The 14595-nt window shown below is 72.0% G+C and carries 14 protein-coding genes and 1 pseudogene; 5 read left to right on the top strand and 10 right to left on the bottom strand.

Going from position 1 to position 14595, the window contains the following annotated elements:
• Positions 1-24 precede the first annotated feature (24 nt).
• A complete protein-coding gene (locus tag DER29_RS16505) occupies positions 25-1935 on the bottom strand; it encodes an N-6 DNA methylase (RefSeq protein WP_121398134.1) in 1911 nt (636 codons plus the stop codon).
• A gap of 107 nt (positions 1936-2042) precedes the next feature.
• Between DER29_RS16505 and DER29_RS16500 the strand changes: the two genes are divergently transcribed.
• The 5 genes from DER29_RS16500 (at position 2043) to DER29_RS16480 (ending at position 7869) form a co-directional block, all read left to right on the top strand.
• Entirely contained in the window at positions 2043-2564 is a 522-nt protein-coding gene (locus tag DER29_RS16500) for a DUF4352 domain-containing protein (protein WP_233599850.1), read from the top strand.
• 100 nt (positions 2565-2664) lie between these two features.
• Positions 2665-3612, top strand: a complete 948-nt coding sequence (locus tag DER29_RS34200; RefSeq protein ID WP_158619040.1) for a hypothetical protein — start codon at positions 2665-2667, stop codon at positions 3610-3612.
• Positions 3613-3705: 93 nt separating this feature from the next.
• Complete coding sequence (locus tag DER29_RS16490) at positions 3706-4521, top strand: ribonuclease HI (RefSeq protein ID WP_121398132.1); 816 nt, start codon at positions 3706-3708, stop codon at positions 4519-4521.
• 331 nt (positions 4522-4852) lie between these two features.
• Positions 4853-7468: an AAA family ATPase gene (locus DER29_RS16485; RefSeq protein ID WP_121398131.1), complete on the top strand. Its 2616-nt coding sequence runs from the start codon at positions 4853-4855 to the stop codon at positions 7466-7468.
• Complete coding sequence (locus DER29_RS16480) at positions 7465-7869, top strand: hypothetical protein (RefSeq protein WP_121398130.1); 405 nt, start codon at positions 7465-7467, stop codon at positions 7867-7869. Before DER29_RS16485 ends, DER29_RS16480 begins: the two co-directional genes overlap by 4 nt.
• A gap of 31 nt (positions 7870-7900) precedes the next feature.
• Here DER29_RS16480 and DER29_RS16475 read toward each other — a convergent pair whose 3' ends face one another.
• The 9 genes and pseudogenes from DER29_RS16475 to DER29_RS16435 all read right to left on the bottom strand — a co-directional run bounded on the left by DER29_RS16475 (position 7901) and on the right by DER29_RS16435 (position 14576).
• On the bottom strand, positions 7901-8383 hold the full coding sequence (locus DER29_RS16475; RefSeq protein ID WP_121398129.1) for a RidA family protein: 483 nt from the start codon (positions 8381-8383) through the stop codon (positions 7901-7903).
• Positions 8380-9153, bottom strand: a complete 774-nt coding sequence (locus DER29_RS16470) for a 2-keto-4-pentenoate hydratase (protein ID WP_121398128.1) — start codon at positions 9151-9153, stop codon at positions 8380-8382. Before DER29_RS16470 ends, DER29_RS16475 begins: the two co-directional genes overlap by 4 nt.
• The gene (gene dmpG / locus DER29_RS16465; RefSeq protein WP_121398127.1) at positions 9150-10205 is read right to left on the bottom strand and encodes a 4-hydroxy-2-oxovalerate aldolase; all 1056 of its coding nucleotides are present in this window, start codon (positions 10203-10205) and stop codon (positions 9150-9152) included. Before dmpG ends, DER29_RS16470 begins: the two co-directional genes overlap by 4 nt.
• 80 nt (positions 10206-10285) lie before the next feature.
• A pseudogene (locus DER29_RS16460) lies at positions 10286-11200 on the bottom strand (acetaldehyde dehydrogenase (acetylating)); the annotation flags it as partial.
• Positions 11201-11243: 43 nt separating this feature from the next.
• Complete coding sequence (locus DER29_RS16455) at positions 11244-12038, bottom strand: 2-keto-4-pentenoate hydratase (RefSeq protein WP_121398126.1); 795 nt, start codon at positions 12036-12038, stop codon at positions 11244-11246.
• Between the two features lie 103 nt (positions 12039-12141).
• On the bottom strand, positions 12142-13653 hold the full coding sequence (locus DER29_RS16450; RefSeq protein ID WP_233599849.1) for a 2-hydroxymuconic semialdehyde dehydrogenase: 1512 nt from the start codon (positions 13651-13653) through the stop codon (positions 12142-12144).
• A gap of 20 nt (positions 13654-13673) precedes the next feature.
• The gene (locus DER29_RS16445) at positions 13674-13937 is read right to left on the bottom strand and encodes a EutN/CcmL family microcompartment protein (RefSeq protein WP_121398125.1); all 264 of its coding nucleotides are present in this window, start codon (positions 13935-13937) and stop codon (positions 13674-13676) included.
• Positions 13924-14262: a BMC domain-containing protein gene (locus DER29_RS16440; protein ID WP_121398124.1), complete on the bottom strand. Its 339-nt coding sequence runs from the start codon at positions 14260-14262 to the stop codon at positions 13924-13926. Before DER29_RS16440 ends, DER29_RS16445 begins: the two co-directional genes overlap by 14 nt.
• 23 nt (positions 14263-14285) lie before the next feature.
• Positions 14286-14576: a BMC domain-containing protein gene (locus DER29_RS16435; protein WP_121398123.1), complete on the bottom strand. Its 291-nt coding sequence runs from the start codon at positions 14574-14576 to the stop codon at positions 14286-14288.
• Between the last annotated feature and the right edge of the window lie 19 nt (positions 14577-14595).

The following is a 14595-nucleotide window of genomic DNA, read 5'->3' as shown; positions in this document are numbered from 1 at the left end:
CTAAATGTCCCTGAAACAGAAGGCTCACTCGGCGCCGACCGCGGGATTGACCGAGCCGTTGGCAAGGCTGTCGGCGGTGAGCTGAACGAGTTCCGTGCCCAACAGCGCCACCTGTCGGATAGCCGACTCAAAAGCGTTGAGGCGTCGGAACGCGTCGCCGTACGCCCGCTGGTCGTCTAACCGAAGCCGAGGCACCTGTGCACGTCTGATGTCGAAGCGCAGGGTTCCCGAGAGGCTGGACGCCTGCCTCTCATTAGCCGAGTTTCGCAGTTGTCCGGCGAGGAACCACGGGTCAAGTGCGGCCGGATTCGGGCGCAAGAGGTACATGTTCGGCCCGAGCAGGGCCTCCTCGTCGGTGATGACACGAACTGTCAGCCGCCGCGCAACCAGCGGCACCACGACGTCCCCGGGCGCGAGCTCGATTGCCTGGCCGAGCGGCTTGCCCTCGTGCGGTGAAGGCCCACTGCCCTCCACCACATCCCGAGCGTGCAGGACCAGCAGTTCAACGGATTCCGACTCGCCGCCATTCGGACGGACCGGGCCGAGGATCTGCAGCGCTCCGCCACGGGCCAACTCGGCGACGGTAGCGGTCAGCGGAGGTGCCCCGTCGGGTGTGGGTGTGACCTGGGGCATCAGCGCGGGCAGGTCGCCGACGATCGCGGCGAGCCGTTCCCTGGTGCGTACCAGGTGCTCGCCGGTCCGCTCGACCCCGACGGCGGGTTGCCGGCGCGCGGGGGTGAGGTCGACGTCCTCGTCGAGCAGCTCGATGACCGGCACCGCGCGGGCGAACCCGGCCTCGTCGGCCTCGGCGTCGGGCGCGGCGGCGAAGGCCCGCCAGGCGGTGAGCACCCGCGCGGACAGCTCCGCGAGGTCGCCCTCGGCGGCGTCGACCAGCAGCGCCCGCGCCGGTGCGGGCGCGTCGGCGGCGGGTCGCCGCAGCACCCACAGGTGCAGGGGTACGCCGTGTGGCGCGGCCACACCGCTGGGCAGCGCGACGACGGCGCGCAGCGCTCCTCGGCGCAGCAGCTCGGCCCGGATCCGCCGGCCGGCGCGGCGTCCGGCCACGGTCGGCGGCATGAGCAGTACGGCGTGCCCGCCGGGCCGCAGGTGCGCCAGAGCGTGCTGCACCCAGGCCAGCTCGGGTTCGGTGCGGGGTGGGACGCCGTACTCCCAGCGGGGGTCGTAGCCGAGTTCCGCGTCGCCCCAGTTGGTGGCGCCGAACGGTGGGTGGCAGACGACCGCGTCGACGGTGCGGCCGGCGAACGCGTCGGCGCGCAGCGAGTCCCCCGGGCACACCTCGCCGGGCACCTCGCGCAGGGCGAGCGACAGCCCGGCGAGCCTGGCGAGGTCCGGGTCGAGTTCCTGCCCGTACGCCGAGGTGCAGCCGGCGCGCGCGGCGGCCCGCAGGAGGGCGCCGGTGCCGGCGGCCGGGTCGAGGACGGAGCCGCCGCCGACGCCGGCGAGGCCGACCATCAGGTCGGCCAGCACGTCGGGGGTGGCGAAGGGGCGGCCGGGGCCGGGGGCGGAAAACCGTCGCCACAGCTCGTCGAAGGCGGCCTGGGGGCCGAGTTCGTCGGCGAGGGCGTCGACGTCGGGCAGCAGGGCGGCGAGGTGGGCGTCGGCGGGTCCGGGCGCCGGGCGGTCGTCACGGTGGCGGGCGAGCAGCAGGGCGCCGACGGCGGCCAGCGCGGCGGCGGGGGTCTCCTTCGGGGCGGCGAGGTGCTGCCAGAGCCGGTCGGCGCGGGACAGTTGCGGAAGCTTGCCCTGGCCGCGTAGCCACTGCTCGACCTCGATGAGGTCGAACTCCGGGCTGGCCGTGGTGCCGCCCACCGGGGCCGGGAAGTCGGGGTGCCGCTTGCGCCAGTTGCTGACCGCGGCGCGACCGACCCCGGCGAGCCGAGCGATCTCTGCGGCGGTGACGGTCGGTGTCTTCACGTACGAAGTCTCGCACGCCTGTCAAGGTTCACAGCGTCTGTTGACAGCGTTGTCAGACGATGCTCTTATTGACCCCGCCGCGTTCACAGTTGAGGACAACGATGCGCATGACCACGATTCTCGCCCTGCTCGCCACCGCCGTCGTCGCGCTGGGCTGCGGCGCTGGTACCACCGACACCGCGGGCGGCTCCGGCAGCGACGGTGCCGCCGTCAAGGGCGACGACAAGGCGGTGAAGACCGCGAAGATCGGCCAGCCGGCCCGCGACGGGAAGTTCGAGTTCACGGTGAAGTCGTCCAAGTGCGGCGTCGCCAAGGTCGGCTACAGCGTGCTCGGCGAGAAGGCGCAGGGCCAGTTCTGCCTGATCACGATCAACGTCAAGAACATCGGCAAGGAGTCGCAGATGTTCGACGGCAGCAGCCAGAAGGCGTACGCGGCCGACGGCACCGAGTACTCCGCCGACACCGGCGCCGCCATCTACTCCAACCAGAACGCCGAGACGTTCCTCAACGACATCAACCCCGGCAACCAGGTCACCGGCGTGGTCGTCTTCGACATCCCGAAGAAGGTCAAGCTCACCAAGCTCGAGCTGCACGACTCGCCGTTCTCCGGCGGCGTCACGTCGCCCTGAGCTGACCTCCCGTCGTCCCGTCGGGGCGGGCGGCCCCGCCCGCCCCGTTGCCTCCCGGGCATCAGCCCACCACCGCGTCAGTTCACAGAGGAGCACTGTCATGACCGATCCGACCACGCCGATGCCCGCCGAGCGCCCCGCCGTCCCGCCGGTGTCCGCCGTGCCGCCGCACCCGGCCGCGCAGCTTCCGACTCCCCCGACCGGCGCGGCGGTACCGCCGCCTGGCCCGCCCGCTTCGTCGGGCTACACCATCGCCGGGATGCCCGCCCCGCCCAGGCGCTCGAACGCCCGAGCCTGGGCCGTCGGTGGCGTGGCCCTCGTCGTCGCGCTGTGCTGCGGTGGTGCGGTCATCGGTGCCGTCGCTGGCGACGAGGACGTACCGGCCACCAGCGCCAGCAGCCTCCCGTCAGCCACTCCGAGCAGCGCCGCGCCGAGCACGGCTGCTCCCACCACCGCCGCCCCGACCACGGCGGTTCCGACCACGGCCGCTCCCACCACCACCGCCCCCGAGCCGACCACGGCCCCGCCGGCCCCCAAGCCCAAGGTGGTCAGGGGGCGCGGCGACGACATCGTGCGGGTAGGCGAGCTGACCGACCTCTCGGTCGTCAAGTTCACCTGCAAGTGCTCCAGCAACACGGTCCTCAAGAGCGACGGGGACGGGCTGCTGGTCAACGAGATCGGCTCCTACAGCGGCAAACGTTGGATCAACCTCGAGGACGGCTCGCTGACCACCCAGTTCGAGGTGGAGGCGTCCGGGTCGTGGACGTTGACGATCGGCAGCGTTGCTCAGCTGGCCACGAAGGCAACCACCGGCAAGGCCGCAGGCAAGGGTGACGACGTGCTGATGCTCGGCGGTGCCGGCACCGCCGCGAAGATCACCCACACCAGGGGCAGCGGCAACTTTGTCATCCACGCCTACTCGATCGAGACCGAGGAGGGCGGTCTGCTGGTCAACGAGATCGGCGGCTACTCGGGTGTTCGTCCGCTGGAAGCGCCCGCCCTCGTCCAGGTGACGGCGGACGGCAACTGGACCATCACGCCCGCCTGATCCGTCTACGACATCAGCTCCACAGCGCCGAAAGCGAGCAAACCGCCCCGCCCGGTGCCCCTCCATCCCCGCTACGAGACGTCAGGAGGCGTCGTGCGTCCCGATGAGTTCCTGCGCGCCCTGGACCTGCTCCCCACTCCCCTGCACGAGCGCGCCGTCGCGTTGCGCGCCTATGCCCGCGTCACCCGCTGCGAGGACTGCCAGCGCATCGGCGACGCCGTGCGGCTGGCACTCACCGCCGCCCACTACGACGAGCTCGCCTCGGCCCGGCAGCTCCTCGACACGGCGGAGCAGCAGGCCGCCCGGCACCAGGTCCACCGCCCGCAGCCGAACCCCGAACGCGGTCGCGGCCGGGTCGGCCGCTGGGCGGGGATGTCCGCGCCGCTCGTCGCCGCGACCGACGCCAGCTGGAAGGGTCGTGCCGGCGGCATCGCGTACGTCGTCAGCGACGGTCACTGGGGTCTACGCAGCCGGGGCACCGGCCGGCTGGACCCGACGGGCCCGTCGCGTGTGCTGATCAACGAGCTGCGGGCGGTCGACTTCCTGCTCTCCGCGTACGACGAGGTGCCCGCCGGCATGACGGTGCTGCTGGACAGCCTGACCGCCCTGCGGTACCTACACCGCTGGCAGGCCGGCGAGGCCGACGCCATGCCGGTCGGCTACAGCCTGCGCCCGCGCAGGTCGTCGGACCAGCCGACCCTGGTCCGGCTCGCCGAACTGGTGGGCCGGCGGCCGGATCTGTCCTTCGCCCACGTCAAGGGGCACAGCGGCCACGCACTCAACGAGGCGGCCGACGGCCTGTCCCACATGGCCCGCCGACGGCTCGGCGAGTCCTTCGACGTACGCCCCCGCGCGCACGCGCTGGTCGAGGCGTTCCTCCGCGACTGGCACACCACCGTCGCCAGCTGACCACACCGGCTGACTTCTCACCCCGGGAGATGATCGTGGTTCTCGCTGCCCCGCACACCGCCGTCCCGTCCACAGGAGAGTCGGTCCTGTCCTGGGTCGGCCCGGCCTGATCCTCTGGCAGACCCCAGCGTGCCGGTGACCTACCGCCTGCCGAACCACGTCGCCACCCGTCCTGCCTGCTAACCCAGACACCCCAAGCAGCTCGACAGCGGCACGCAGAACTCGAATCCGTCCACCGGATCCTCCACACCTATCCGGAACCATCTTCCCCGCTCCCCGCAGCGGGCCGGCATCTGCGCCGGTCCGCAGGGAGCATGCGCCTGGAGACGACATGCCCATCCCCCGCCAACCCTCCCCCACTACGCCGGCGCTTCCCGCCCGCCGTACCGAGCCGCTGGTCGAGCTGATCTTCGAGCGGCTCACCGCCGACGACGTGTCCGATCACACCGCCGAGCTGGTGCTCGCCGCCCTGAGCGGCCAGGACGACCTGGCCGCCGCGCTCGACGGCGGGAAGACCAGCCTTGACCTGGCCGTCCCGACCGACGCGGCACCGACGGGACAGATCTGGCTCTCCTCGGTCACGGTCGCCGGGTTCCGGGGCGTCGGACCGGAGCGCACCCTCCAGATCGACCCTGGCCCGGGCCTCACCCTGGTGGTCGGGCGCAACGGCTCCGGCAAGTCGAGCTTCGCCGAAGCCGTCGAGCTGGCGCTGACCGGCGACAGCGCCCGGTGGGCGGAGCGCAACAGCGTCTGGCGTACGGGCAGGCGCAACCTGCACTCCCCCGACCCGTGCTGGATCGTGGCGCAGCTGCACGTCGACGGGGAGGCGAAGCCGGTGACGGTGACCCGGTCGTGGCCGCTCGGCGCGACGCTGGCCGACGCGGAAGTCACCGTCACCAGCGAGCACGGACGGCACGCGAGCCTGGCGGAGCTGGGGCTGGCCCGTCCGCTGGAGCTGTACCGGCCGTTCCTCGCCGCCGCCGAGCTGGGCCGGCTCACCGCCGGCACGCAGAGCCAGCTCTTCGACGCGATCTCCGCGATCCTCGGCCTGGAGGCGATCACCGACGCCGACCAGCGGCTGATGGCCGCCGCCCGGCCCCTCGACGCGGCCATCAAGGAGGTACGCGCCCGGCGCGCCGCGTTCGCCGAGAAGCTGACCGGCGTCGCCGACGACCGGGCCCGACGGGCGGCCGTACTGCTCAAGGGGCGCGGCGCCGTCGACCTGGCGGCGCTGCGCGCAATCCTCGACGAACCGGAGGAGGTCGCCGCGGATGGGCCGCTGCTGCTGTGCCGGCGACTGGTCGAGCTGCGCGTGCCGGCCGTGGCGGAGGTGACGCGGCTGGCAGAACAGCTGCGCGAGGCGTCCGCCGAGGTGCAGCGGCACGACGGCGGGCGGAACCTGGCGGCGCTGCGCAGCGCGGAGCTGCTCCGCCTCGCCATGGAGCACCACGAGGACACCGGCGACGGGCCGTGCCCGGTCTGCGCCACGGGTAGCCTCAACGGGGACTGGCGCAGCGCCGCCGGCGCGTGGCTGGCGCAGCTGCGGGACCGTAGTCTCGCCGCCCGGTCGGCGGCGGCGCGGCTGACCGCTCTGCTGCGGCAGGCGCACCACCTGATCGACAACCTCGCCGTGCCGGAGGACGACACGACGGATTCGCCTCTGAGCGAGCCGCGTGACGCGACGGAGATGCCGTTAGACGCGCCGCGTGACGCGGCGAAGATGCCACTGGACGAGGTGCGCGAGGCGGCGGAGGCGCCGTTGGACGGGCTGCGCAGTGTGGCGGAGGCGCCGCTGGACGGGCTGCGTGAGGCGGTGGCTGCGCTGCGGCGCGTACCCGCGGAACCGGCCGAACTGGCGGCGCACCTGGACGCGCGGTATCCGGCCGTCGTGGCCGCGGCGGGGGCGGCCCGCGCGTACGCCGAAGGGGTCCTGCGGCAGCGCGACACCGGGTGGCGGCGGACGGCGGCCGAGCTGCGCGGCTGGGTCGACGCCGCGAACCGGCTGCCCGAGCGCGAGGCGACGCTGGCCCGGGTGAGGGCGGCGCGGACCTGGCTGAAGTCCACCGCTGCGCGGCTGCGCAACGAGCGGATGGCGCCGTTCGCGGAGCACTCACAGCGGATCTGGGCGCAGCTGCGCCAGGAGAGCAACGTCGAGTTGGGCGCGATGACCCTGGAGGGGACGAACACGCGGCGGCGGGTGGCGTTTCCGGTCAGCGTGGACGGCGCCGACAACGGCACCGCGCTCGGGGTGATGAGCCAGGGTGAGATGCACGCCCTCGGGTTGGCGACGTTCCTGCCGCGCGGGTGCGCGCCGGAGAGCCCGTTCCGGTTCATCGTCGTCGACGACCCGGTGCAGAGCATGGACCCGGCCAAGGTCGACGGCCTGGCCCGGGTGCTCGCCGCGTTGGCAGAGCAGCGGCAGGTGGTGGTCTTCACCCACGACACCCGGCTGCCGGACGCGGTGCGCCGGCTCGACCTGGGCAGGGCCCGGATCGTCGAGGTGACCCGCGCCGAGCGGTCCGTGGTGACGCTGCGGCCCGCCTCCGACCCGGTGACCCGCTACCTCGACGACGCGTACGCGCTGGCGCGCAACGAGGAGATCGCCGCCGAGGTGCGCGGGCCGGTGGTGGCGGAGCTGTGCCGCTCGGCGGTTGAGGCGGCCTGCCACCGGATGGTGTGGCGGCAGCGGGTGGCGCGCGGGGTGCCGCACGACGACATCGAGGGGGCAATCGTGGACGCCTCCCGGCGGCTGACCACCACGCTCGCGTTGGCCCTGTTCGACGACGCCGACCGGGGCGGCGACGTGCTCGGGTGCCTGAGCCGCCGATACGGGTCGCGGGCGGTGGCCGCGTACAAGGCATGCCGGGAGGGCGTGCACGGGTCGTACCTGGTGGACCTGCCGGGTCTGGTCGCGGACGCCCACCTGCTGACGGAGGCGCTGCGGTGACCGCGCCGACGCCACAGCGCTGCCTGGCGGCGGCCGAAGAGTTGCTGGGCGGTGCCGGCACGCTCGGTGGGGCCGCCGTCGCCGGCGGCTGGTGGCCCCGGGCGTGCGCCTGCCTGATCCGGCTCGCGCTCGAAGGTGGCATCGACGCCTACTGGCGGCGGACCAGGCCGGCGGTGGCGCGGTGCCGGCAGGGCCGGGCGAAGCAGCTGATGCTGCGCGGCCGGCTCGGCCCCGGCGTCGTCGTCGCCCGCCGCGTCGCGTTCGCCTGGGCGACCCTGTCGGTCGCCGCCCACCACCACTGCTACGAGCTGGCGCCGACGGCTGCGGAGCTGCGTCGCCTGCACACCGAGGTGAGTGCCCTGCTCGCCCGGCTCGACGGAGAGGCGGAACCTGGACGATGACGTGCTGCCACGCCCCCCGCTCACCGGCAGGTCAGGGCAGTACGGCCACGGCCTGAATCTCGATGAGCAGGTGCGGGTGGGGTAGTTGGTGGACGGCGACGGTGGTGCGGGTGGGGCCGGTGGCGTCGAAGTATTCGGCCCAGACCTGGTTATAGCCGCCGAAGTCGTTCATGTTGACGAGGTAGGTGGTGACCTGGACGAGGTCGGTCAGGTCGGCGCCGACGGTGCGCAGCAGGTCGGCGATGTTGTCGATGACGGCGCGGGTTTGTGCGCGGATGTCGAGGTTGGTGGTGCCGAACTCGTCCACCTCTACGCCGGCGAAGGTGTTGTCCGGCCGGCGGCTGGAGGTGCCGGAGACGAAGACGAAGCCGCCGGCGACCTTGACGTGGGGGAACGCGCCGCGGGGAACGGCCTTGCCGGCGACGACGTGCGCCTGCGCGCTCCCGCCCTGGCCGGTCGTGCTCTGGTTCACGGTCGTGCTCTGGTTCGCGGTCGTGCCGTGGCTTGTGGTCATGCCGATGCTCGCAGGGTGGCGGTGCCGAGGTGTTCGACGACGGCGCGGACGTGGGCGCCGGGTTGTAGGGGGACGGCGGCGGTAGCGGCGCCGGCGAGGAAGACCCAGCCTTCGCGCAGCCGCACCCCGTGCCGGCCGGCCAGGCGGATGCCTTCGTCGAGGGCGCGGCGGGGATCGCCGAGGATGGCGGCGGTCGAGCCGACCTGCGCGACGCGTCCGTCGATCTCCAGCAGCACGCCCAGGTTCTCCAGCCCGTCGGGCACCGGGCTCCACGGCCCGATGACGAACGCGGCGGCGGAGGTGTTGTCGGCGATGACGTCCGGCAGGGAGAAGGTGAAGTTCGCGTATCGGGAGTCGATGACCTCGATGGCGGGGGCGACGGCGCGGACGGCGTCGGTGAAGTCACCGATGGGTTCGCCGGGTTCGGGCAGGCGGTCGAGCAGGAACGCCACCTCCGGCTCGACGCGGGGGTGGATGAAGGCGCCGACGTCGAGGGTGCCGCCGTCGGGGATGCGCATGGTGTCGGTGAGGCGGCCCCAGATGACCTCGTCCACGCCGACCTGCGCCATCTTCGCCTTGCTGGTCAGGCCCATCTTCAACCCGACGAGGCGCTCGCCGCGGTCGAGGCGGCGCTGGATCAGCGCGGTCTGCACCGCGTACGCGGCGTCGACGTCCAGGCCGGTCTCGGCGGCCAACTGGCCGATGGCGGTGGCGGTGTCGGCCGCCACGCCGAGGCGCTCGGCGATACCGACAGTGTCCGGCCCGATCATGATTTCTCCTTGCCGGCGAGGTCCAGTGCCACGTCCACGATCATGTCCTCCTGCCCGCCGACCATGCGGCGGCGGCCCAACTCGACCAGGATGGAGCGCACGTCCACGCCGTATTTGTCCGAGGCCCGCTCGGCGTGGCGCAGGAAGCTGGAATACACGCCCGCGTAGCCGAGGGAGAGGGTTTCTCGGTCGACCTGCACGGGCCGGTCCTGCAACGGCCGCACGACGTCGTCGGCGGCGTCCATCAGGGCGAACACGTCACAGCCGTGCTGCCAGCCGTGCAGCTCGGCGACGGCCACGAACACCTCCAGCGGGGCATTGCCCGCGCCGGCGCCCTGCCCGGCCAGGGAGGCGTCCACGCGCACCGTGCGCCCGTGCGCCGAGCCCAACGGGCCGTCGCCGAGGATGCGGCCGTGCTCGACCGCGACGACGCTGTTGGCCACGCCGAGGGACAGGTTGTGATGCGCGTGGATACCGATCTGCGTGGTCGGCTCCAACACCTGCCGGTACGCGTCCACGCGTTCGGCCACATCGGACATGAGTAGCCGTCCGCCGGAGTCGGTGACGTAGACGCAGTGCGCCCCGTACGACTCCATCAACTTCGCCTGGGCGGCCAACCTGGCCGGGTCGTTCATGTGCGACATCATCAGGAACCCGGCCACGTCCATGCCGTTCTCCCGCGCCCACGCGATGTGCTGCGCCGAGATGTCGGCCTCGGTGCAGTGGGTGGCGATGCGCACACTCGTCACGCCGAGGGCCTTCGCCGCCTTCAGATCCGCGATCGTGCCGATCCCCGGCAGCAGCAACGTGGTCAGCTTCGCCGACGTCATCACCTCGGCCGCCGCCGAAATCCACTCGGCGTCGCTGGCCGCACCGTGACCGTAGTTCACACTCGAACCGGCGAGCCCGTCGCCGTGGGCGACCTCGATCGCCGCCACCCCGGCCGCATCGAGCGCGGCGGCGATGGTGCGGACCTGCTCGACGGTGTAGCGGTGGGCCACGGCGTGCATGCCGTCGCGCAACGTCACGTCCTGGATGTACAGATCAGTCACCCGGTCACCTCCACGACGTCCCGACCCGCACCGTCCCCATCAGCGCCGTCGCCACCAGCACCGTCCTGGCGCGTCGCTGCCGATCGCTGTCCGACCAGCCGCTCCGCGGTGCGCAGCGCGGCTGAGGTCATGATGTCCAGATTTCCCGCGTACGCCGGCAGATAATGGCCCGCGCCGGAGACCTCCAGGAACACCGACACCTGCAACCCGCTCAGGTGCCGCCCCAACGACGGCACATACGTGTCGACCCGGTCGAACTGCACGTCCTGCTTCAACCGGTACCCCGGCACGTACTCCTGCACCGACGCCACCATCTCCTTTACGGAGGCGGCGATCGCGGCCCGGTCGGCGTCGGCGTCCGGGCACAGGCAGTAGACGGTGTCACGCATCAACAACGGCGGATCCGCCGGGTTCAACACGATGATCGCCTTACCCCGCTGCGCGCCGCCGACGACCTCGATCGCCCGCGCCGTGGTCTCGGTGAACTCGTCGATGTTCGCCCGCGTCCCCGGACCCGCCGACCTCGACGCGATCGAGGCGACGATCTCCCCGTACGCCACCGGCGTCACCCGACCGACAGCGGCGACGATCGGCACGGTCGCCTGCCCACCACACGTCACCATGTTCACGTTGCGCTCACCCAGATGCTCATCCAGGTTCACCGGCGGCACCACGTACGGACCGATCGCCGCCGGCGTCAGATCCACCACCAGCCGACCGTGCGCGGCCAACACCGCATCGTTGCGCCGATGCGCGCCGGCCGACGTGGCATCGAACACCAACTCCACATCCGCGAACTCCGGCATCGCCACCAGACCGTCCACACCCTCGGCCGTGGTCGCCACACCCAACCTGCGCGCCCGCGCCAACCCGTCGGAGTCGGGGTCGATGCCGACCATCGCCACCATCCGCAACGACTCGGAGAGCCGCAGCACCTTGATCATCAGGTCGGTGCCGATGTTGCCCGACCCGATCACCGCCACCCCGACGCTCATGACGTACCCCCCTCACGCATCACCGCGAAAACCGCCATCCCGCTCACGACGCCTCCCCCGAGAAACAGACGCGCACCGAGCCCAGGCCGGAGATCCGCGCCTCGTACGCCGCGCCGGCCGTCACCGGCAGCATCGGACCGAGCGCCCCGGACAGCACCACGTCACCCGCGCGCAACGGATCACCCGAACGCGCCATCGTCTGCGCCAGCCACTGCACCGCGTGCAACGGATTGCCCAGGCACGCCGCGCCCGCCCCGACCGACACCGGCTCACCGGCCTGCTCAAGCACCATCCCGCACAACCGCAGATCCACATCCGTCAGGCGACGCGGCGTCGTGCCGAGCACGAACAGGCCGCTGGAGGCGTTGTCCGCCACCGTGTCCACGATCGAGATGTCCCACCCCGCCACCCGCGAATCCACGATCTCGATCGCCGGCAACACGTGATCCACCGCCCGGATCACGTCCGCGCTGGTAATCCACTCGTCGGGCAGATCCGCGCCCAACACGAAGGCGACCTCCGCCTCCACCCGGGGCTGCAACAGCCGGTCCATCTCCACCTCGGCCCCGTCGGGCACCGCCATGTCGTCCAACAGCACCCCGAAGTCCGGCTGGAACACCCCGAAGGACTCCTGCACCGCCCGCGACGTCAACCCGACCTTGGCGCCCACCCGCCGATGGCCGGCGTCCAGCCACCGCCGGACCTGGAGCTGCTGCACCTGGTACGCCGTGTCGACGTCGCCCTCGGGCAGCAGTCGCCCGCGCAGCGGCGGGCAGGGCGTGCCGCTCTCCCGCGCGTCGAACAGCTCCCGGGCCGCCGCCTCGTAGTCAACGCTCATGTCAGCCCTCCGCGCCGCTCGCCGCCGCCGCCACGACACTCCGCGACACCGATGTGTTCGCCACGTCCACTGAACCCCGCGTCACCGATGCGAATGCCGCCGCTCATGTCAGGTCCACGCAGACGTTGGTGAGTTCGGAATAGAAACCCAACGAATGCACGCCACCCTCACGCCCGATACCCGACGCCTTCACCCCACCGAACGGCGTCCGCAAATCCCGCAGGAACCACGTGTTCACCCACACGATCCCCGCATCCAACCGCGCCCCCGCCCGATGCGCCCGACCCACATCCCGCGTCCACACCGCCCCCGCCAACCCGTACTCCGTACCATTGGCCAACGCGAACGCCTCATCCTCATCATCAAACGGCGCCACATGCACCACCGGCCCGAAGATCTCCTCAGTGTTCGTCCGCGCACCCGCCGCAAGCCCCGTCAACACCGTCGGCTGCACGAACGCCCCACCGTCACGGGCGTCACCGAAACGCGGCACACCACCCCCGGCAAGCACCTGCGCACCCTCGGCACGGGCAAGGTCGTAATAGCCCAACACCTTGTCGCGATGCTGATGCGAGATCAACGGCATGTTCACCGTCGCCTCGTCCGCCGGCCACCCGAACCGCAGCTCGGCGGCCCGCTCCGCCAACCGCGCCGTGAACTCCTCGAACACCGGCCGCTGCACATAGATCCGCTCCGTGCACAGACACACCTGACCACCATTGGTGAAACTCGACCGCACCGACCCCGCCACCGCCGCATCCAGATCGGCATCGGCGAACACCAGCCCGGCGTTCTTGCCACCCAACTCGAAGGAGACGGCCTTCACCCCGTCGGCGGCGGCCCGCATGATCGCACCCCCCGTCGACGACTCACCGGTGAACGTGATCGCGTCCACCCCCGGATGCCGAGTCAAGAACTCCCCCGCCGAGTCCGGACCGAAGCCGTGCACCAGGTTGAACACCCCGTCGGGCACCCCCGCGGCGGCCATCACCTCCGCCAACAACGTCGCCGACGCGGGCGTCTCCTCGCTCGGCTTCACCACCACCGCGTTGCCGCACGCCAACGCCGGAGCGACCTTCCACGTCAACAGCAACAACGGCAGGTTCCACGGCACGATCACCGCCACCACACCCACCGGCTTACGCACCGCGTAGTTCAACGCCCGCCCACCGGTCGGGGTGACCGTCGTGAAGGACTCCGTCGGCGCCGTCGCCACGATCTCCGCGAACGCACGGAAGTTCGCCGCACCACGCGGGATGTCCAGAGTGCGAGCCTGCGAAATCGACTTACCCGTGTCCGCGACCTCCGCGGTCACCAGATCGTCGAAACGGCGCTCCAACTCGTCGGCGACCCGACGCAACACCTCCGCGCGCTCCCGCTCACCCATCCGACCCCACGGCCCCCGCAACGCCGCCCGCGCCGCCGCCACCGCGTCGTCCACACACGCCCGATCCGCCTCGGCCACCTCGAACACCGGCTCACCCGTCACCGGACTGCGCTTGACGAACCGCCGCCCACCCTCGACGAACTCACCACCGACGAAGTTGCGCAGGGTCGGCGGGTCGGCGCTCGGGCGGCCGTCGCGCAGGCTCACCGGCCAGGATGACTCGGGCATGGTCAGGTGTCCCTTCCGGTTCAGGTGGTGGGCTCGGTCCGCTCGCTGCCGGGGTCTGCGACGAGCGCGACCACGGCGGCGTCCACGGTGGGTTGGCCGGTCACGGCTGCGGCGGCCTCGTCGGTGACGACCAGGACGGTGGTGCCGACGCCGACGTTCAGGGGGTCGACGGCGACGAGGTCGGGCCCGTCGCCGCGCGGGCGGACCAGGACGAGCCGCTTGCCCTGCAACGCCGGCAGGATGCGGTCGGCCCACACCTTGCCGACGACCTCACCGAGCACCATTGGTTTCTCCCCGCAGGCCGGCGATGACCTCGCGGATGCGGGCCGGTTCGGGCGCGTCCAGCAGGGCCGCCGTGGTCGGGTGGGGCTTCGGGTAGACCTGGGAGCTGCGCAGCTCGCCGTGGGCGCGGATGGCGGCCTCCCCGGCGGAGACGGCCTGGCGTACGGCGGCGAGGGTGCCCCGGACCGCGACCGCGAGGTAGCCGCTGGTGACCCGTTCCACGGCCACGCACCGGACGTCGGCGGTCTTGATCATGGCTTCGATTCCGGCCGAGAGCGCCACCAGGCCGCGTGTCTCGACGATTCCGATCGCGATGTCGGAGGACATGTCTGATTCTCCTTACCCGGTTGTCAGTTGCCGACGAGGTCAGGCTCGGCGGCCAGCGCGCTAACCGCGTCGCAGGGGCTGGCGAAGACGATGGAGCGCACCGAGCGGCTGCGCGCCCGGGCGGTCTCCTCGCCGATGTCCACCGCCTCCTCGACGGTGGCGAGGTCACCGCGCACGGCGACCGCGACGATGCCGCCGCCGAGGCGTACGACCTTGGTCACCTCGACCTCGGTGGCCTTCACCATCGCGTCGACGGCGTCGAAGATGGGGGTGAAACCCTCGGCTTCGACGAAGCCCACGGCCACGTTTCGCATGTCTGCTCCTTGCTCTGGT

The sequence above is a fragment of the Micromonospora sp. M71_S20 genome (assembly GCF_003664255.1).
In the GTDB taxonomy this organism is placed as follows: Bacteria; Actinomycetota; Actinomycetes; order Mycobacteriales; family Micromonosporaceae; genus Micromonospora.
Note: the sequence above shows the minus strand (reverse complement) of the source record. Positions and strands in the feature narration are given on the sequence as shown.